This is a genomic window from Bacteroides acidifaciens (genome assembly GCF_024623065.1).
Taxonomy (GTDB): domain Bacteria; phylum Bacteroidota; class Bacteroidia; order Bacteroidales; family Bacteroidaceae; genus Bacteroides; species Bacteroides acidifaciens.
Map to the genome: position 1 here is coordinate 1 of NZ_JANJZR010000053.1, position 20,015 is coordinate 20,015.

General features: G+C 43.9%; 15 protein-coding genes. 11 read left to right on the top strand and 4 right to left on the bottom strand.

The features are described 5' to 3' along the window. Positions 1-119 precede the first annotated feature (119 nt). The 4 genes from araJ to lgt all read left to right on the top strand — a co-directional run bounded on the left by araJ (position 120) and on the right by lgt (position 4,281). On the top strand, positions 120-1,262 hold the full coding sequence (araJ, locus tag NSB03_RS14130) for an MFS transporter AraJ (protein WP_024987750.1): 1,143 nt from the start codon (positions 120-122) through the stop codon (positions 1,260-1,262). Between the two features lie 66 nt (positions 1,263-1,328). Beyond that, the gene (gene ychF, locus NSB03_RS14135) at positions 1,329-2,432 is read left to right on the top strand and encodes a redox-regulated ATPase YchF (RefSeq protein ID WP_024987751.1); all 1,104 of its coding nucleotides are present in this window, start codon (positions 1,329-1,331) and stop codon (positions 2,430-2,432) included. Between the two features lie 47 nt (positions 2,433-2,479). Continuing rightward, complete coding sequence (locus tag NSB03_RS14140) at positions 2,480-3,397, top strand: ketopantoate reductase family protein (RefSeq protein WP_024987752.1); 918 nt, start codon at positions 2,480-2,482, stop codon at positions 3,395-3,397. Between the two features lie 17 nt (positions 3,398-3,414). Then, positions 3,415-4,281: a prolipoprotein diacylglyceryl transferase gene (gene lgt / locus NSB03_RS14145; RefSeq protein WP_024987753.1), complete on the top strand. Its 867-nt coding sequence runs from the start codon at positions 3,415-3,417 to the stop codon at positions 4,279-4,281. Between the two features lie 71 nt (positions 4,282-4,352). Here lgt and mutS read toward each other — a convergent pair whose 3' ends face one another. Together mutS and NSB03_RS14155 are read right to left on the bottom strand one after the other, a co-directional pair. Further along, a complete protein-coding gene (gene mutS, locus NSB03_RS14150; RefSeq protein ID WP_257466454.1) occupies positions 4,353-6,941 on the bottom strand; it encodes a DNA mismatch repair protein MutS in 2,589 nt (862 codons plus the stop codon). 572 nt (positions 6,942-7,513) lie between these two features. Continuing rightward, a complete protein-coding gene (locus NSB03_RS14155; protein WP_121766845.1) occupies positions 7,514-8,389 on the bottom strand; it encodes a DMT family transporter in 876 nt (291 codons plus the stop codon). A 623-nt stretch (positions 8,390-9,012) separates the two neighbouring features. Between NSB03_RS14155 and leuS the strand changes: the two genes are divergently transcribed. The 4 genes from leuS (at position 9,013) to NSB03_RS14175 (ending at position 14,365) form a co-directional block, all read left to right on the top strand. Continuing rightward, complete coding sequence (gene leuS, locus NSB03_RS14160) at positions 9,013-11,847, top strand: leucine--tRNA ligase (protein ID WP_024987755.1); 2,835 nt, start codon at positions 9,013-9,015, stop codon at positions 11,845-11,847. A 95-nt stretch (positions 11,848-11,942) separates the two neighbouring features. Then, positions 11,943-12,860, top strand: coding sequence for a YitT family protein (locus tag NSB03_RS14165; protein WP_024987756.1), 918 nt, complete (start codon positions 11,943-11,945; stop codon positions 12,858-12,860). Positions 12,861-12,910: 50 nt separating this feature from the next. Next, positions 12,911-13,492 (top strand): non-canonical purine NTP diphosphatase, encoded by a 582-nt coding sequence (locus NSB03_RS14170; RefSeq protein WP_024987757.1) that lies wholly within the window; start codon positions 12,911-12,913, stop codon positions 13,490-13,492. A 30-nt stretch (positions 13,493-13,522) separates the two neighbouring features. Next, positions 13,523-14,365, top strand: a complete 843-nt coding sequence (locus NSB03_RS14175; protein WP_024987758.1) for an OmpA family protein — start codon at positions 13,523-13,525, stop codon at positions 14,363-14,365. A gap of 193 nt (positions 14,366-14,558) precedes the next feature. Here NSB03_RS14175 and nadA read toward each other — a convergent pair whose 3' ends face one another. Beyond that, positions 14,559-15,497 carry a quinolinate synthase NadA gene (gene nadA / locus NSB03_RS14180; protein ID WP_121766849.1) on the bottom strand — a complete coding sequence of 313 codons (939 nt, stop codon included), beginning with the start codon at positions 15,495-15,497 and terminating at the stop codon, positions 14,559-14,561. Positions 15,498-15,998: 501 nt separating this feature from the next. On the opposite strand from nadA, the gene NSB03_RS14185 reads away from it, so the two are divergent. After that, a complete protein-coding gene (locus NSB03_RS14185) occupies positions 15,999-16,529 on the top strand; it encodes an RNA methyltransferase (protein WP_024987760.1) in 531 nt (176 codons plus the stop codon). Between the two features lie 423 nt (positions 16,530-16,952). Here NSB03_RS14185 and NSB03_RS14190 read toward each other — a convergent pair whose 3' ends face one another. Next, positions 16,953-17,531, bottom strand: a complete 579-nt coding sequence (locus NSB03_RS14190) for a DUF4294 domain-containing protein (RefSeq protein WP_024987761.1) — start codon at positions 17,529-17,531, stop codon at positions 16,953-16,955. Positions 17,532-17,676: 145 nt separating this feature from the next. On the opposite strand from NSB03_RS14190, the gene NSB03_RS14195 reads away from it, so the two are divergent. Next, positions 17,677-19,725 carry a helix-hairpin-helix domain-containing protein gene (locus NSB03_RS14195; RefSeq protein WP_257466452.1) on the top strand — a complete coding sequence of 683 codons (2,049 nt, stop codon included), beginning with the start codon at positions 17,677-17,679 and terminating at the stop codon, positions 19,723-19,725. Beyond that, positions 19,725-19,931 (top strand): sigma-70 RNA polymerase sigma factor region 4 domain-containing protein, encoded by a 207-nt coding sequence (locus tag NSB03_RS14200; protein WP_024987762.1) that lies wholly within the window; start codon positions 19,725-19,727, stop codon positions 19,929-19,931. Before NSB03_RS14195 ends, NSB03_RS14200 begins: the two co-directional genes overlap by 1 nt. The last annotated feature ends 84 nt before the right edge of the window (positions 19,932-20,015 follow it).

Below are 20,015 nucleotides of genomic sequence, written 5' to 3' on the forward strand. Positions count from 1 at the left end.
TTCAAAGAAAGAAATAATCTGGCGGATACGGAAACCTCTTTAGAAAAAGATTTCAGTCATTTTTAAACAGGCTCTAATAGTAAGGTAAAAAGGTAACAGGTATTAAGGTTAAGTTTTGTATGAAGAAGAGTCTTATTGCATTGGCGTTCGGCACACTGGGATTAGGTATTGCCGAATTTGTAATGATGGGAATTTTGCCCGATGTGGCAAAAGATTTAGGTATTAGTATTCCTACCGCAGGGCATTTCATTTCTGCTTATGCATTAGGCGTCTGTGTCGGTGCACCTGTATTGACATTGGCTCGCAAATATCCGCTAAAACATATTCTGTTAGTATTAGTTACCTTAATTATGATAGGTAATATCTGTGCGGCTATGGCTCCCAATTACTGGGTGTTGCTCGCTGCCCGTTTTATCTCCGGCTTGCCTCATGGTGCATACTTCGGAGTAGGCTCTATTGTTGCAGAGAAACTGGCCGACAAGGGTAAAGGTTCGGAAGCCGTCTCCATCATGATTGCAGGAATGACCATTGCCAATCTGTTCGGCGTACCTTTGGGCACTTCCTTAAGTACCATGCTTTCCTGGCGTGCCACTTTCCTGCTGGTCGGTATCTGGGGAATTGTTATCCTATATTATATCTGGCGATGGGTTCCGCATGTAGAGGGTCTGAAGGATACCGGCTTTAAAGGACAATTCCGCTTTCTTAAAACTCCGGCTCCGTGGCTGATTCTGGGTGCTACGGCATTAGGTAATGGCGGTGTATTCTGCTGGTATAGCTACATCAATCCGATGCTTACCAATGTGTCCGGCTTCTCCGCAGAAAGCATTACGCCTTTAATGATTCTTGCCGGCTTCGGTATGGTAGTGGGAAACCTGATTAGCGGACGTCTCTCCGACCGCTACACCCCCGGAAAAGTAGGAACTGCCGCTCAAGCACTTATCTGTATTATGTTGTTGCTCATCTTCTTCCTTTCTCCCTATAAATGGGCAGCAGCCCTGTTGATGTGCCTTTGTACGGCAGGACTGTTCGCAGTATCCAGTCCGGAGCAGGTATTAATTATCCGCGTATCAAAGGGAGGAGAAATGCTGGGAGCAGCCTGCGTGCAGGTTGCATTCAATCTCGGAAATGCCATCGGTGCTTATGCAGGCGGACTGGCTGTTAGCGGTGGCTACCGTTATCCGGCTCTGGCGGGTGTGCCATTTGCTCTCATTGGGTTTACTTTATTCCTGATTTTCTATAAGAAATACCAAGCAAAATATTAAAACTCTGCCAAAATGCCTATCTTTGCAGCCAGATTATCGATAACTAAATAAAAACGAAATAGATAAATGGCATTGCAATGTGGTATTGTCGGACTACCGAACGTGGGTAAGTCGACACTTTTCAACTGTTTGTCGAACGCGAAAGCACAGGCGGCAAATTTCCCTTTCTGTACAATTGAACCCAATGTAGGTGTAATCACCGTTCCCGACGAACGTCTGAACGCACTGGCAGAATTGGTGCATCCCCAACGAATTGTTCCTACAACTGTAGAAATCGTAGATATCGCCGGACTAGTGAAAGGCGCAAGCAAAGGCGAAGGACTGGGAAACAAGTTCCTTGCCAATATCCGTGAAACAGACGCAATTATCCACGTACTCCGTTGCTTCGACGACGACAACGTGACACACGTAGACGGAAGCGTAAATCCCGTCCGCGACAAAGAAATCATCGACTACGAACTTCAACTGAAAGACCTGGAAACCATCGAAAGCCGTATCCAGAAAGTGCAGAAACAGGCACAGACAGGTGGTGACAAAGCTGCAAAACAGGCTTACGATGTGTTGGTTCAATATAAAGACGCACTGGAACAGGGAAAATCGGCACGTACCGTTACTTTCGAAACCAAAGACGAACAGAAGATTGCCCGTGAACTGTTCCTGCTGACCAGCAAACCGGTAATGTATGTTTGTAACGTAGATGAAGCAAGTGCGGTAAACGGCAACAAATACGTAGATATGGTACGCGAGGCCGTAAAAGACGAGAATGCTCAAATCCTGATTGTCGCAGCCAAAACAGAAGCCGACATCGCCGAACTGGAAACATACGAAGACCGTCAGATGTTCCTTGCCGAAGTAGGCTTGGAAGAATCGGGCGTAGCACGTCTTATCAAATCGGCTTATAGACTCCTGAACCTCGAAACTTACTTCACAGCCGGCGTACAGGAAGTACGTGCCTGGACATACGAAAAAGGATGGAAAGCTCCTCAATGTGCCGGAGTGATCCACACCGATTTTGAAAAAGGCTTTATCCGTGCCGAAGTTATCAAATACGACGATTATATCCAGTACGGTTCGGAAGCAGCCGTGAAAGAAGCCGGAAAGCTGGGTGTGGAAGGAAAAGAATATGTGGTGCAGGATGGCGACATCATGCATTTCCGTTTCAACGTGTGATTATCGGCAATCACCGACGACTTATTAATTACTAATTCGCTAACAATATGAAATATCTCATTGCAGGAACGGGAGGTGTAGGCGGCAGTATCGCAGGATTCTTGTCGCTGGCAGGCAAAGATGTAACCTGTATTGCCCGTGGAGCTCATTTGCAGTCGATTCAAACGAACGGTTTGAAACTAAAATCGGATTTGAAGGGCGAACATACGCTCCGGATTCCGGCAACTACCGCTGAAGAATTCAATGGAAAAGCAGATGTGATATTTGTATGCGTAAAAGGTTATTCGGTTGATTCTATTGTAGAACTGATTAAAAGGGCAGCACACAAAGACACGGTTGTCATCCCTATCCTGAATGTGTACGGCACAGGGCCACGCATACAAAAGTTAGTACCGGAAGTCACTGTCCTTGACGGATGTATCTATATCGTAGGTTTCGTATCCGGCACAGGAGAAATCACTCAAATGGGAAAGATATTCCGGCTGGTATATGGTGCTCACCACGGCACAGTTGTGAAACCCGGATTGCTGGAAGCTATCCGCCAAGACTTGCAGGAAGCAGGCATAAAGGTAGACCTCTCACCGGACATCAACCGGGATACGTTCATCAAATGGTCGTTTATCTCCGCAATGGCTGTGACGGGTGCTTACTACGACGTTCCGATGGGAGAAGTGCAAAAACCGGGAAAGATACGGGATACATTTATCGGACTTTCCACGGAAAGCGCTGCCTTAGGAAAGAAACTGGGCGTCGAATTTCCCGAAGACCCAGTCAGCTACAACCTGAAAGTGATTGACAAGCTCGCCCCCGAAAGTACCGCTTCTATGCAGAAAGACCTGGCACGCGGACACGATTCGGAAATACAAGGCTTGCTCTTCGACATGATTGCAGCAGCCGAGGAACAAGGAATAGACATACCGACCTACCGGATGGTAGCGGAGAAATTCAAAGAATCTAATCATTAACGTTAATCCAATATAGAATGAATACCATGCTATTATCCATCCACTGGAACCCGAATCCCGAACTATTCAACCTGTTCGGCATTTCTATCCGTTATTACGGATTACTGTGGGCAGTAGGAATATTCTTTGCTTATATGGTTGTTCACTACCAGTACCGGGATAAAAAGATAGAAGAAAAGAAGTTTGACCCGCTTTTCTTTTATTGTTTCTTTGGTATTCTGATCGGCGCACGCCTGGGACACTGCTTGTTCTATGCCCCAGGATATTACCTGTCTCATTTTTGGGAAATGATTCTTCCCATCAAATTCATGCCGGACGGAAACTGGAAATTCACCGGATATGAAGGACTTGCCAGCCACGGCGGTACATTAGGATTGATCATCGCCCTTTGGCTGTATTGCCGCAAGACGAAACTTCATTATATGGACGTGCTGGATATGATTGCCGTAGCTACTCCAATCACCGCCTGTTTCATCCGCCTTGCCAACCTGATGAACTCCGAAATCATCGGCAAACCATCCGATGTGCCCTGGGCATTCGTTTTCGAACGTGTGAAAGAATATGGAGCAAACGGTGAAATACTTCCGGCAATCCCCCGCCATCCGGGACAACTCTACGAAGCCATCGCTTATCTTATCCTGTTCTTCATCATGATTTACCTGTATAAGAATTACAGCAAGAAACTGCACCGCGGCTTCTTCTTCGGGTTTTGCCTGACTTATATCTTCACCTTCCGCTTTTTCATCGAATTCCTGAAAGAAAACCAGGAGGATTTTGAAAACAGCATGATGTTCAATATGGGGCAATGGTTAAGCGTTCCGTTTATCATCATAGGCGTCTATTTCATGTTCTTCTATGATAAGAAGAAAAAGAAAATAGCTTAAGGCAACAAAAAAGGGATTAGCGACTCAAATATCGCTAATCCCTTTTTTCCTATTTCATTTATCAGCTCTTCTTATTTCCCCCTGACTATCTTCTTTATATCATTCAGCTTATTCAGTGCTTCAATAGGAGTGAGATTATTCACATCAAGATTCAATATCTCATCGCGAATCTGACAGAGAATCGGATCGTCCAACTGGAAGAAGCTCAACTGCATACCCCCACGATTCTCGCCCACTTCTGCCAATGGCTTGCCTGCTATTCCCTGTTGACGATTATCAGATTCAAGCTGCTTCAATATCTCATTGCCACGCTTCACAATGCTTTTCGGCATACCCGCCATCTTTGCCACATGGATACCGAAAGAGTGTTCACTGCCGCCACGTTCCAGCTTACGAAGGAAGATTACCTTGTTATCCACCTCTTTCACCGATACATTATAATTCTTGATGCGCTTGAAGGATTTCTCCATCTCATTCAATTCATGATAATGCGTAGCAAATAATGTACGTGCTTTTGCTTTCGGATGTTCGTGGATATACTCTACAATTGCCCAGGCAATGGAAATACCATCATAAGTGGAAGTACCACGACCCAATTCGTCAAATAATACCAGGCTTCGGGAAGAAATATTGTTGAGGATATCAGCCGCTTCGTTCATCTCCACCATGAATGTAGATTCGCCGACCGAAATATTATCACTCGCTCCAACACGGGTAAATATCTTATCCACCAGTCCGATATGCGCACTTTCCGCAGGGACGAACGAGCCGATTTGTGCGAGTAACGTAATCAATGCCGTCTGACGCAAGAGTGCCGACTTACCTGCCATGTTGGGACCGGTTATAATGATAATCTGCTGTGTATCGCTGTCCAGCATTACATCATTGGCAATATACTTCTCGCCTATCGGAAGTTGTTTTTCTATCACCGGGTGACGTCCCTGACGAATATCCAGTACGTCATTATCCTCAATAATCGGACGGATATAACGATTCTCACGCGCCACATTGGCAAATGACAGCAGACAGTCCAGCCGTGCAATCTGATTCGCGTTAATCTGTATCTGTGGAATAAACTCCATCAATGACTGTACCAAATCCGTATATAGCTGCGTTTCCAGCACCAGAATCTTATCTTCCGCCCCTAAAATCTTCTCTTCATACTCTTTCAATTCCTGCGTGATATAACGCTCTGCGTTGACCAACGTCTGTTTGCGAATCCATTCGGGTGGAACCTTATCCTTATGTACATTACGGACTTCAATATAATAACCGAATACGTTATTGTAAGCCACTTTCAAACTCGGAATACCCGTCCGTTCACTTTCGCGCTGCTGTATCTGAAGCAGATAATCCTTTCCCGAATACGAAATCCGGCGTAGTTCGTCCAAATCTGCATTCACCCCGTCTTGAATCACTCCTCCCTTATTGACAGCCAACGGCGGGTCATTCTTAATCTCTTTGGCAATCCGGTCACGAATAGTGACACAGAGGTTCAACTGCTCCCCTATCCAGTTCAGACTTGCGTTATCTGCCTGGATACATGCCAACTTTATCGGCTCGATAGCCTGCAGAGCCACCTTTAGCTGCACCACCTCACGAGGTGATACACGACCTACGGCCACTTTGGAAATGATACGCTCCAAATCGCCTATCAGATGCAACTGCTCTTCAATCAATGCCTTAAAGTCCGGTTGGCGGAAGAAATACTCCACGACATTCAACCGTTCGTCAATCGGCTTCTTATCCTTCAGAGGAAAGACCATCCAGCGTTTCAGCAAACGTGCTCCCATCGGGCTGATGGTCCGGTCGATGACATTGAGCAGGCTACTTCCGCCATCATTCATATTACCAATCAGCTCAAGGCTACGCACCGTAAACTTATCCAGACGGACGTATTTGTCTTCCTCAATACGGGCCAAAGAGGTGATATGCCCAATCTGTGTATGCTGCGTCATCGTGAGATATTGCAGGATGGCACCGGAAGCAATGATGCCGTTCTTCAAGTGCTCCACGCCGAAACCTTTCAGGTTCTTCGTTTCAAAATGCTTCATCAGCTTCTCACGGGCAGTGGTCTCCGTAAATACCCAGTCGTCCAACTCGAAGGTAAAGAACTTGCTGCCGAAATTTCCCTCAAACATCAGGCGCTTGCCACGTTCAAAAAGAATCTCTTTCGGAGCGAAGTTATTCAGCAGTTTGTCCACATAGTCAAAAGGACCTTCCGCCGTAAGAAATTCACCGGTAGATATATCAAGAAAGGCAACTCCACAGGAAGACTTTCCGAAATGGACGGCAGCCAGGAAGTTGTTCTCCTTATAATTTAATACATTGTCATTGATGGAAACTCCCGGAGTCACCAGTTCGGTAATCCCCCGTTTCACTAATTTCTTGGTCATTTTCGGGTCTTCAAGCTGGTCGCAGATAGCGACACGCTTTCCGGCACGAACCAGTTTCGGGAGATATGTATCGAGAGCATGATGCGGGAAACCCGCCATCTCAATAGTTTTTCCTTTTCCGTTGGCACGTTTTGTCAGTGTGATTCCTAAAATTTCGGACGCGACGATGGCATCCGTAGAATATGTTTCATAAAAGTCGCCGCAACGAAACAGCATCACTGCATCAGGATGTTGTGCTTTCAAATCCAGAAACTGTTTCATCATCGGGGTGAGGACGATTTCTTCTTCGTTCACGGTTCTCTCCTTTTCTTTTTATTGAGTACATACTGCGATTGTCGGAGCAAAGATAACGGTTTTTCGGTAGAGAATCAACGCTATCCCCCGTTTCAATTTTCAAAATAAGTGTTGCATAGATTTAAAAAGAAGCCGCATTTTTCTTAACAAACCGAAGAAAATTATTAAAACGTGTTATAAAACATACTATTTTACTTGGATAATTTGCTACTTTCACAAAAGTACGTACCTTTGCAATGTGTTTTTCATAGTATTAGATTTAAGGTTAACAAAGGTTGGAGCAAGGCGTTGCTCCTTTTTTTATGCCCGTACGTCTCGTTTTTCACCATCCAGCATGCTCCTTCTTTCTTCATCATTTCCTTTATTTCCGTTTTGCGAAAGGGCTTATCCTGCGCCTGTATGCTGACAGTCCGATATCCGGACGGCCAAATACAAATATATGCCAAATACCGGATATAATTAAGATGTTTGTTGGATATATATACCCAGCGTGGTGAATATATAGATCCAGCATGGTGGATATATATGCCCAATAAACGATTCTATTTTTTCTCCGCCAGATAAACGCCCAAAATGATACAGCCTGCTCCCATTAAAGTAATCCATGTAATTTGTTCGTGGAGAATGAGCACCGACGCCACCATTGTAACCAACGGATTCAAATAGATATAATTGGAAGCCCTCATCGTCCCCAACTGTTTCAAAACCACGTTCCAAAGGATATAGCAGATTAAGGAAGCAAGAACTGCCAGAAACAGTAGATTGGACAACACTATCGGTTGCAGAAGCACATCAAAATCCGGTCGCAACGGATGAAGGAGAAAAGCAGGGAGAATAGTCAACACTCCATAAAAGAATATCTTGCGGGTAACGAATACGGTAGGATAACGTCCCGTCATCTTTCTTATGACCAGACTGTAAAAAGCCCATGACAGAGCGGCAAGCAATGTGAGCAAATCACCTGCAGGAGAAAGCTTCAGTACCACACTGCCGTTAAAAACCACCAGCCCTACTCCAACCAAAGCCAGCAATGAGCCATAGATTAATCCCTTCGTAGCCTTCTCATTCTTATAAAAAAGCAGAGAAAGAATAGTAGTGAGCAAGGGAGCCGTGCAGATGATAAAAGCAACATTCGAAGCCTGTGTGATGCCTAAAGCGGTGTTCTCAGTAAAGAAATAAAGCGAACCACCAAAGAGCCCTCCAGTTAGCAGCCAAAGTTCGTCTTTCAGGTCAGCGGCAAACAAACGTTTGGGAGAAATAGCCCAAATACCTATATAAGCAATCAAAAAGCGGTAAAAGAATATTTCCTGAGGAGTGAGTCCGTGATTAATCAATACTTTCGTCGCGACGAAGGTCAGTCCCCAAATAGCCACCGTCAGTATAGCAATTAGATGATAGTATCCGTGCTTTAGTTTCATACCTATATTTTTAAGAATGCACAAAGATACAGGGAAACATGAATATATACACAGACTTTTTCAGATATATTTCAAGCGAGAATTCGTTGAAGTAAAACCAATCCGATTCTATAATAATGAATCGCTTTTTGATGAATGAATGATAATTCAGCGGGGAGTCTAAAGGGAGATTTATATATCTGTAGAATAAACGGTTTACAGCTATTAGTCTGACAATTTTATCATATTAGAAAGTAAAATGAAATATATCAGCTCCGTCAAGATTTCTTCTTTACACTTTATCTCCGATATTGCATAAACCAACTTCAAGTTTATTATAAGCTATTTGGGGGATACTTCCGACAGCTAAAATAGAATTTTCGCAACAAAAATAGGCAAGAATCTTCACAGTTTCTTGCCTATTCGTTATCCCTGTAGTGCATTACGCACCCCTAACCTATTGAACACATGTAATAATATTTATATGTTTCATCTTTTATTTTCTGTTTTAATTTCTCCAAATATACGAAATAAAAACGAGAAAGTCAATAAGGAAAGCGTGGTTATCTGAAAATAAACATGTAAATTTGTGCCTCAAATCAGAAATAACAGTATAAATCACTATAAATAAAAACTTTATCACTATGGAGTACAATTTCAGAGAAATTGAAAAGAAGTGGCAGAAAAGGTGGGTGGAAGAGAAAACCTACCAGGTTACGGAAGACGATTCGAAGCAAAAATTCTATGTGCTGAATATGTTCCCCTATCCGTCTGGTGCCGGATTGCACGTAGGACACCCCTTGGGATACATCGCTTCGGACATTTACGCCCGCTACAAACGACTGCAAGGCTTCAACGTACTCAACCCGATGGGATATGACGCATACGGACTGCCCGCCGAACAATATGCCATCCAAACCGGACAACATCCGGCAATCACCACCGACGCCAACATCAAACGCTATAAAGAACAACTGGACAACATCGGATTCTCCTTCGACTGGAACCGTGAAATACGTACATGCGACCCCGAATACTACCACTGGACCCAATGGGCTTTCCAAAAAATGTTCAATAGCTACTATTGCAACGACACACAGCAGGCACGCCCCATCGAAGAACTGGAAAAAGCATTCGCCCTCTACGGCAACGAAGGACTGAACGCCGCCTGCAGCGAAGAAATTCGCTTCACCGCCGACGAATGGAACGCCAAGAACGAAAAAGAAAAACAGGAAATACTGATGAACTACCGCATCGCCTACTTGGGAGAAACGATGGTGAACTGGTGTGCCGAATTAGGAACAGTGCTGGCAAACGACGAAGTAGTGGACGGAGTGAGCGAACGCGGCGGTTTCCCCGTTGTGCAGAAAAAAATGCGCCAATGGTGCCTGCGTGTATCCGCCTATGCCCAACGACTGCTCGACGGACTGGATACCATCGACTGGACAGACTCGCTGAAAGAGACACAAAAGAACTGGATAGGACGTTCGGAAGGTGCCGAAGTGCAGTTCAAGGTGAAAGACAGTGATATCGAATTTACTATCTTTACGACCCGTGCAGACACGATGTTCGGTGTCACCTTTATGGTATTGGCGCCTGAAAGCGAACTGGTGGCGCAATTAACCACTCCCGAACAGAAAGCGGAGGTAAACGCTTATCTCGACCGCACCAAAAAACGTACGGAACGCGAACGCATCGCCGACCGCAGCGTGACAGGCGTATTCAGCGGCTCATACGCCATCAATCCCTTCACAGGCGAAGCGGTGCCCGTATGGATTAGCGACTACGTGCTTGCCGGATACGGAACGGGAGCCATCATGGCAGTACCCGCCCACGACAGCCGCGACTATGCATTTGCCAAGCATTTCGGATTGGAAATCCGCCCGTTGGTAGAAGGTTGTGATGTCAGCGAAGAAAGTTTCGATGCCAAAGAAGGTATCGTCTGCAACTCTCCGCGTCCGGACGCAACTCCCTATTGCGACCTCTCGCTCAACGGTCTGACTATCAAAGAAGCGATTGAAACAACCAAGAAATATGTGAAAGAACATAACCTGGGACGTGTAAAAGTGAACTACCGCCTGCGCGATGCCATCTTCTCACGTCAACGCTACTGGGGCGAGCCGTTCCCTGTTTACTACAAAGACGGAATGCCTTATATGATTGATGAAGCCAGCCTGCCGCTCGAACTTCCGGAAGTAGCCAAGTTCCTGCCCACCGAAACAGGCGAGCCGCCGTTGGGACACGCCACCAGATGGGCTTGGGATACAACAAACAAGTGTGTCGTAGAAAACGAGAAAATCGACAACGCGACTATCTTCCCGTTGGAACTGAACACGATGCCGGGATTCGCCGGTTCTTCCGCCTACTACCTGCGCTATATGGACCCGCGCAACCACCAGGCATTGGTTGGCCCGAAAACAGACCGGTACTGGAAAAACGTAGACCTCTACGTAGGTGGTACAGAACATGCAACCGGACACTTGATTTACTCCCGTTTCTGGAACAAGTTCCTCCACGACCTCGGAGTTTCCACCGTAGAAGAACCGTTCCAAAAGTTAGTGAACCAGGGAATGATTCAAGGACGCAGCAACTTTGTGTACCGCATCAAAGACACCAACACATTCGTTTCGCTGAATCTCAAAGACCAATACGACGTAACTCCGCTCCATGTAGACGTGAACATCGTATCCAACGACATACTCGACCTGGAAGCCTTCAAAGCCTGGCGTCCCGAATACGCAACGGCAGAATTTATCCTCGAAGACGGAAAATACATCTGCGGATGGGCAGTGGAAAAGATGAGCAAGTCTATGTTCAACGTTGTCAATCCGGATATGATTGTTGAGAAATACGGAGCAGACACATTGCGTATGTACGAAATGTTCCTCGGCCCGGTAGAACAGTCCAAACCGTGGGACACCAACGGTATCGACGGCGTGCATCGTTTCCTCAAGAAATTCTGGTCGCTGTTCTACAGCCGCACGGACGAATACCTCGTAAAAGAAGAACCGGCAACAAAGGACGAACTCAAGAGCCTGCACAAGCTGATTAAGAAAGTGACTGGAGACATCGAACAGTTCTCTTACAACACCTCCGTCAGTGCCTTCATGATTTGCGTCAACGAACTCTCCACCCTTAAGTGCAATAAGAAAGAAGTGCTGGAACAATTCATCATCATCCTCACTCCTTTCGCCCCGCACATCTGCGAAGAATTGTGGCACACACTCGGACACGATACTTCCGTATGCGATGCCGTATGGCCCGCATACAACGAAGAGTATCTGAAAGAAGATACCGTCAACTACACCATTTCTTTCAACGGAAAGGCACGCTTTAACATGGAGTTTGCAGCAGACGAATCCTCGGAAGCCATTCAAGCAGCTGTGCTTGCCGATGAACGTTCGCAGAAATGGATAGAAGGCAAGACTCCGAAGAAGATTATCGTCGTTCCGAAGAAAATTGTAAACGTTGTAGTATAAAACAAATGAGGCACGGATTACACAGATAACACCGTTTGGAATTAATCAGAACCGCGAAATCCGTGTAATCCGTGCCTCGACAAATTATAAACCCTATGTATAAACTGGCAAAAGCGGAAATAATGAGAGAAGTGAAAGACTATGTCTACATTACTCTCGGATTGATTAGTTATTCTCTGGGATGGGCGGCATTCCTGTTACCCTATCAGATAACTACCGGAGGAACTACCGGTATCAGCGCTATCATTTACTATTCTACCGGATTTCCCATCCAATGGTCATATTTCGTCATCAATGCGATACTGATGACGTTTGCTTTCCGAATATTGGGTCCACGGTTCAGCATCAAAACGACATACGCCATCTTCAGCCTTACTTTCCTGCTTTGGTTATTCCAACTGTTGGTCAACAATTACGTTGTGGCGCCGGACATGACTCCCGAAGGTCAACCGTTGCTACTCGGACCGGGACAGGACTTCATGGCGTGCATCATCGGTGCAGTCATGTGTGGCATAGGACTGGGTATTGTATTCAACTATAACGGAAGTACCGGCGGAACGGATATCATCGCTGCCATCGTCAACAAATACAAAGACGTGACGTTAGGACGTATGATTATGCTGTGCGATATTATCATCATCACTTCCTGCTACTTCATATTCCACGACTGGCGCCGGGTTATTTTCGGCTTCGTCACGCTGTTTATCATCGGCATCGTGCTCGACTGGATTATCAACAGCGCCCGGCAATCGGTTCAGTTTCTCATCTTCTCCAAGAAATATGATGAAATAGCCGACAGCATCATCAAAGATGCCGACCGTGGGGTGACGGTGCTCGACGGAACGGGATGGTACAGCAAGAAAGACGTAAAAGTACTTGTCGTATTGGCGAAGAAACGCCAGTCGCTCGACATCTTCCGTTTGGTAAAACGCATTGATCCGAATGCTTTTATCTCTCAAAGTTCCGTTATCGGTGTGTATGGCGAAGGATTCGATAAGCTGAAAGTGAAATAATAATCGGTTGATAAGTAGTGAACAACCTTGTTAAAACAAAAAATAAGATGATGAAACGCAAACTTGTATTTGCTACCAATAATGCTCATAAACTGGAAGAAGTAGCCGCTATCCTGGGAGATCAAGTGGAATTACTAAGTCTCAATGATATCGGTTGCCAAACGGATATTCCAGAAACAGCTGAAACACTGGAAGGAAATGCGCTGTTAAAATCTTCCTATATCTATAAAAACTATCATCTGGATTGTTTTGCCGATGATACGGGATTGGAAGTGGAAGCCTTGAACGGAGCTCCCGGAGTCTATTCCGCCCGCTATGCAGGAGGTGAAGGACACGACGCCCAGGCTAATATGCTCAAACTTCTTCACGAACTGGACGGAAAGGAAAATCGTAAAGCACAATTCCGCACCGCTATTTCGTTGATACTCGATGGAAAAGAATATCTCTTTGAAGGAGTGATAAAAGGCGAAATAATCAAGGAAAAACGGGGTGATTCGGGCTTTGGTTACGACCCCATATTCAAACCGGAAGGTTACGACAAGACTTTCGCCGAACTGGGAAATGATATAAAGAATAAAATTAGTCACCGTGCGCTGGCTGTGCAGAAGCTCTGCGAATTCCTGCAACACTGATTATCCGTACTCTTTAAAACATAAAACGCAATGAAGAAAATTACTCTATTTACTTTACTTACGCTCCTATTATGCACTTCGTGTGTGACAAAAAAGAAGTTCATGCTTGCAGAAATGGCGGCTACCGCAAGCAAAGATAGTCTGCAAGGATTATTGACCGACTGCCGCCATACAAACGCCCAAATATCGGCACAAATCAAGAATCTTTTGCGTGATACTACAAAGATGGGAAACAGTATCCGCCAGTATCAGAGTATGTTGAATGTCAACATGACTGAACAGGAAAAACTGAATGCACTGTTGAACCAGAAAAAGAATGAACTGAACGAAAGAGAACGCACCATCAACGAACTGCAACAGATGATTAATGCTCAAAACGAGAAAGTACAGAAACTGTTGAGCAGCGTAAAAGATGCGCTATTAGGATTCAGCAGTGATGAACTGACCGTTCGCGAGAAAGACGGAAAAGTATATGTGGCAATGTCGGACAAGTTGCTGTTCCAGTCGGGAAGTGCCCGTTTGGACAAACGTGGTGAAGAAGCGCTTGGCAAACTGGCCGAAGTATTGAACAAACAGACGGATATTGATGTATTCATCGAAGGACATACGGATAACAAGCCTATCAATACGGTACAGTTTAAGGATAACTGGGATTTGAGCGTGATTCGTGCCACTTCCGTAGTTCGTATTCTCATCAAGAATTACAATGTAAATCCTTTGCAGATTCAGCCTAGCGGCCGCGGTGAATATATGCCTGTTGATGACAACGAAACAGTAGAAGGCAGAAGTAAGAATCGCCGTACGGAGATTATTATGGCTCCGAAGTTGGATAAGTTGTTCCAGATGCTTCAAAGTTCGGAAGAAGCAAAATAAAAACAATCTTATTTGATATAAAACTCGAGCGTCTTCATTTTAATGTGGAGACGCTCGAGTTTTATTATAACGTCAGTTCGATGTAACTTCGTCCGTATGGTTGCCCCTCCTTCGGGAAGACGGAGAATAGAAATAGTACAAATTTATTAACCGAATACTTTTAATTCAATAACAGAAACTACTTTAAAGCTGATTATAATCCCAACTTAGCCGAAATCTCCAACATCCGCTGAATCGGCTTCACTGCCTTCTCCGCCACCTCCGGATCTACCGTTATTTCCGGTGACTCATTCTTCAGACACTCATACAGCTTCTCCAACGTATTCAGCCGCATAAAACTACACTCGTTACATCCGCACGTACTATCGTTCGGAGGAGCAGGGATAAACGTCGTCTGCGGACACTTCTTCTGCATCTCATGCAGGATACCCGATTCGGTAGCCACAATATACGTGTTTTCCGGATGGTTCACGGCATACTTCAACAATGCAGCCGTAGATCCTACCACATCCGCCAGCTTCAAAACCGTACTCTTACATTCGGGATGTGCCAGCACCAATGCTTCGGGATGCTGCGTCTTCAATTCCACAATCTTTTCAACAGAGAATTGTTCATGCACATGACAAGCTCCGTTCCAAAGCAACATATTACGGTTCGTAACTGAGTTGATATAATTTCCGAGATTCCGGTCCGGACCAAAGATTATTTTCTCATCTTTGGGAAAGCTTTCCACGATCTGCTTCGCATTGGTGGAAGTCACCACCACATCTGTCACTGCTTTCACGGCAGCTGTCGTGTTGACGTACGAAATAACGGTGTATCCCGGATGCTCTTTGACAAACTGTGCAAACTGATCCGCCGGACAACTGTCCGCCAACGAACAACCTGCCGCCATGTCGGGCACCAACACTTTCTTGTCCGGACAAAGCACCTTTGCCGTTTCCCCCATAAAGTGAACGCCACACATCACAATAATGTCCGCTTCCGTCTTGGCTGCCCATTGAGCCAATGCCAAACTGTCGCCAACGTAATCGGCGATGTCTTGTATTTCCCCCTTCTGGTAGTAGTGTCCCAGAATGATTGCATTCTTTTCTTTCTTCAGCTCGTTTATAGCCTTTATGAGTTCATTCATAATAATATTCTTATTTCTTTCCTTTTAAAAAAAATCCTTTGTTAGTGATGATAGCCTGTTAATAGTGTTAGCAAATAAATACGGTTTTTCTTGCCGGATAAGTTATTAGTCCATACTTCTGCTTTATGAGTCGGTTATGAACTGATGTAAAGGGCAAGATGTCCTATCCTACTTGCTTCATTATCAATGAAAGCATCGTTAAATGCCGTCAAATGGAAGTTTGCTATTAACTCCCTGTTGATAAAGTGCAAAGTTAAAAACTTTATGGATATAAACAGGCAGATAAGTGCTGAAAAATATGTTTATGTCTGTGTAGAAAGTTTTGGGTTAGTTTTTTGGAATGTTCATAACGAAGGCCTCTTATACCTTCTTTTGAATAATGCAAGAATTATTTTTCAAAATCTTTGCCGATAGTTTTGACAGGTTTTAAACCGTTATCAACACCTTGTTAACTGAAAAGAATTACCTTTGTGGACGAGAACATAATAAAAGAAAAGACGTATGCGTAAACTGAAAATAACAGAGCTGAACCGTATCAGTGCCGAAGAGTTTAAACAGGTTGAAAAACTGCCTCTGGTGGTAGTGTTGGATGATATTCGTAGTTTGCACAATATAGGTTCTGTGTTCCGTACTTCGGATGCTTTCCGTATTGAATGTATCTATCTGTGTGGTATAACGGCCACTCCGCCACATCCTGAAATGCATAAGACTGCACTGGGTGCAGAGTTCACTGTCGACTGGAAGTATGTTAATAACGCTGTTGATGCTGTTGATAACCTCCGGAAAGAAGGATATATCGTGTATTCCGTAGAACAGGCGGAAGGAAGCATCATGTTGGACAAACTGGAACTGGATAAAACCAAGAAATACGCCATCGTAATGGGAAACGAAGTGAAAGGGGTACAACAGGAGGTTATTGACCATTCGGATGGCTGCATAGAGATTCCTCAATATGGTACCAAACACTCTCTGAATGTTTCCGTAACAACCGGTATTGTGATTTGGGATTTGTTCAAAAAGTTACGTTCATAGTCATGATACAGGATTGGTTAATAAGTTGTTTATAACGGGTTGATAGCTTAGTTAATTTGTTCATAATCAATAGTTGTTTGCTGTTTATAACTATACGTAGCCGTATAGAACCATAGAGTGGAATGATAGTGTCGGGCAGACAGTTGTTATCGCTGTTAATAATCCGTTTGCAGGCTGTTAATACTTGAGTTGTCAGGTATTAACAGCCTGCATGATAAGTATTAATAGCTGGGAACTCAAGTATTAACTTCTGAGAAAGCGGCAATTAACACCTTGCGGGAAGCCTGTTAATTGCTGAAATGATAACCGGTAACTGATAATGGTAACTGATAATGAAAACTGATATATCTGAGTAGTTGATAAATTCAGTAAGTTTATGTAGGAGAGAGAGAGTGATAAACTTATCAATCCACGATTGTTTTTTCAGATTTGCCCGTTCTCCACCATCAACACCACGCGTTCTGTTAGTTTATCCTCACCCTGCGGGTCATATTCTTTTTTCAGACTGGCACCGAACAGCGCAGCGAATGTCTGATAGAACCCCGCTTTGAAAGGTCCCATAAATGCTTTCACCAGTTCATAACTGGTAGAATTGCTTTGGCGGTCTATTAATTTAATCAACAGTTTCCCTTGTGTTAGGGAGAGTTTTTTCATTCGGGGAGTATATTGATCTTTCAAACCTTTTTCCACCCGTTTGATATGTTTCTGGCGGGCTTTCTCATTGGGCAAAGTCTGAAGATATTCGTAAGTTTCGATGATAGCTTGGTTAATTTCCTTGGAGATAGGATATACCTTTTTTACATTCCGTACCAGTCGGTAATATTCCTGGCGTTCCTTTTCGTTCTTGAACTTTAGTGGGCGGAAGATATACACAGTTCTTAACTGGACACATGGAATCGTATCTCCATTGTAGATACACATCGGAACCAAGTATCCATTCATGCTTTGCTTCTCCTGAGCCTGTACATGCAGTGTACAGCCAACAATAGCAAACAGTGTTATTATTACTATGTTAAGCCTCCTTTTCACGATACAAAAATAGGATTAAAATTTTATTATTCAGACATTTCTCTTCGATGTTAACCTATTTAAAGTATCTTTGCGGCCTTGCTCGTAAGGATACAACAAGATAATATACATTTTATTGATGAAAACGACTCAACTTATTCGGTTGATAAGTATTATAAACAGCCTGTTCATAATTCCTGCTTGTAGTGCTCAAAACCCTTCTGAAAGTCTTTTAGAAGATATTCTTGAAGATTTGTCTGTTAATAACGATATTGATAACTCTGTTAATACCTTGAATTGGGAGAATGAATTGGAAGAACTTTCCAATCGTCTGCAAGAACCCGTTAATTTGAATACTGCTACCCGTGAACAACTCGAACAGTTTCCTTTCCTGAGTGCTATTCAGATTGAACATCTGCTGGCTTATATCTATATACACGGACAGATGAAAACCATCTATGAACTTCAGTTAATAGAGGACATGGATAGGCAGACTATCCAGCATTTGTTGCCTTTTGTCTGTATAAAAGTTATTGACAATGAACCTGCCTTTCGGTGGAAAAGCCTGTTGAAAAGCGCAGCCAAGTATGGAAAGAATGAACTCTTAACTCGCTTTGATATACCATTTTACAAGCGAAAAGGTTATGAACATACCTATCTGGGACCTGCTGTTTATAACTCAGTGAAATATAGCTTTCGATATAGTGACCGGCTTTACGCTGGAGTCGTTGCCGAGAAAGACGCCGGAGAACCTTTGGGAGCTTTGCACAATCGTTACGGATACGATTATTATTCCTTTTATCTGTTATTGAAAAACTGTGGACGGTTGAAAGCATTGGCTGTCGGCAACTATCGGCTTAGTTTTGGTCAGGGGCTGGTGATTAGTACGGATTATCTGATGGGAAAGACAATTTATGCTTCTTCTTTCAACAATCGTAGCAGTGGGATAAAGAAACACTCTTCTACGGATGAATACAATTATTTCCGGGGAGTGGCGGCTACTATTGCCTTATCTAAAGATTGGGATATTACTGGTTTTTATTCACACCGTTCATTGGATGGAGTAATCACTGACGAAGCAATCACCTCTATCCATAAAACCGGACTGCACCGAAGCCAAAAAGAAGCAGATAAAAAGAACCTGCTCACCATGCAACTGACAGGTGGACACGTGAGTTATCAACACAACCGTATCCACCTGGGTATCACCGGTATTTACTACCTTTTCAACCGACCATACGAACCGGAATTAACAGGCTATTCAAAATACAATCTTCATGGAAACAACTTCTATAATCTGGGGATAGATTATGCTTACCGCTGGCGTCGTTTTTCTTTTCAGGGAGAAACAGCCATTGGAAAACAAGGTTGGGCATCTTTGAATCGTTTGCAATATTCACCGATTCAAAACACTCAAATCATGTTGATACATCGGTTCTATTCTTATGATTATTGGGCCATGTTCGCCCATTCTTTCGGTGAAGGAAGTACGACGCAAAATGAACAGGGATATTATATCGGCATGGAGGCTTCTCCTTTTGCCTATTGGAAATTCTTCGCTTCATTCGATTTATTTTCTTTTCCTTGGAAAAGATACCGGGTCAGTAAATCTTCCCGTGGAACAGACGGACTGCTCCAAGCTACTTTTACCCCGCGCGCTAATCTCTCAATGGATTTGAGATATCGTTATAAACAAAAAGAGCGTGACCTGACAGGAAGTAAAGGAACGCTAACACTTCCTATTTTTCATCACCAATTACGTTATCGTTTGAACTATTCTTTAGGAGATGTGTTAAGCAGTCGTACAACCTTAGATTATAATCATTTTCATTCTCAGGACAGAGCTGCTGATAAAGGATATCAGGTTACACAAATGATATCCTCCCGACTGCCTTGGACCAGGCTGTTTGCTGACGTTCAGGGCAGTTACTTTTCTACAGACAGTTATGATTCGCGTACGTATGCATCCGAAAAAGGATTGCTCTATACATTTTATACTCCTTCATTCCAGGGTCACGGGTTCCGGTGTAGCATCCGTTTGAGGTATGAACTGAACAAACACTGGTTGTTCATAACCAAGTTCGGGGAAACCGTTTATTTGGACCGGAAGGAGATTGGTTCTGGCAATGATTTAATCCGGGGAAATAAAAAAGCAGATATACAAATGCAGCTGCGTATCAAGTTTTAATGTATCCTTTTTATACAATCATCCGTACACATTGCATTGACTATCTGCACAAGCAAAATATTCATGGAGGATATGTAGAGTTGACTTCGCAATTAACTGATAAAATGATAGGAGTCGATTCGCAACTTCTTGATTCCCGTATTCTGCGTATTCGTGAAGCTATGAAAGAGCTTGGCGCAACGCCCCCCCCAAGTAGAAGTACGTGATATGTATACTTTGACTTATGAAGAGAATCAAGTAATATATCTTCTGTTTCTTGAGTATTGTTGGATAGCGGTAATTTGTTTTGA

Excerpts from the sequence above, each read along its gene's own strand:
- nadA (WP_121766849.1), bottom strand. The coding sequence starts at position 15,497 with ATGAATGAACTCATAAAGGCTATAAACGAGCTGAAGAAAGAAAAGAAT.
- NSB03_RS14155 (WP_121766845.1), bottom strand. The coding sequence starts at position 8,389 with ATGAAACTAAAGCACGGATACTATCATCTAATTGCTATACTGACGGTG.
- leuS (WP_024987755.1), top strand. The coding sequence starts at position 9,013 with ATGGAGTACAATTTCAGAGAAATTGAAAAGAAGTGGCAGAAAAGGTGG.
- NSB03_RS14200 (WP_024987762.1), top strand. The coding sequence starts at position 19,725 with ATGTATCCTTTTTATACAATCATCCGTACACATTGCATTGACTATCTG.
- NSB03_RS14170 (WP_024987757.1), top strand. The coding sequence starts at position 12,911 with ATGAAACGCAAACTTGTATTTGCTACCAATAATGCTCATAAACTGGAA.
- NSB03_RS14185 (WP_024987760.1), top strand. The coding sequence starts at position 15,999 with ATGCGTAAACTGAAAATAACAGAGCTGAACCGTATCAGTGCCGAAGAG.
- NSB03_RS14165 (WP_024987756.1), top strand. The coding sequence starts at position 11,943 with ATGTATAAACTGGCAAAAGCGGAAATAATGAGAGAAGTGAAAGACTAT.
- mutS (WP_257466454.1), bottom strand. The coding sequence starts at position 6,941 with ATGATGAAACAGTTTCTGGATTTGAAAGCACAACATCCTGATGCAGTG.
- ychF (WP_024987751.1), top strand. The coding sequence starts at position 1,329 with ATGGCATTGCAATGTGGTATTGTCGGACTACCGAACGTGGGTAAGTCG.
- lgt (WP_024987753.1), top strand. The coding sequence starts at position 3,415 with ATGAATACCATGCTATTATCCATCCACTGGAACCCGAATCCCGAACTA.
- NSB03_RS14140 (WP_024987752.1), top strand. The coding sequence starts at position 2,480 with ATGAAATATCTCATTGCAGGAACGGGAGGTGTAGGCGGCAGTATCGCA.
- NSB03_RS14195 (WP_257466452.1), top strand. The coding sequence starts at position 17,677 with ATGAAAACGACTCAACTTATTCGGTTGATAAGTATTATAAACAGCCTG.
- araJ (WP_024987750.1), top strand. The coding sequence starts at position 120 with ATGAAGAAGAGTCTTATTGCATTGGCGTTCGGCACACTGGGATTAGGT.
- NSB03_RS14175 (WP_024987758.1), top strand. The coding sequence starts at position 13,523 with ATGAAGAAAATTACTCTATTTACTTTACTTACGCTCCTATTATGCACT.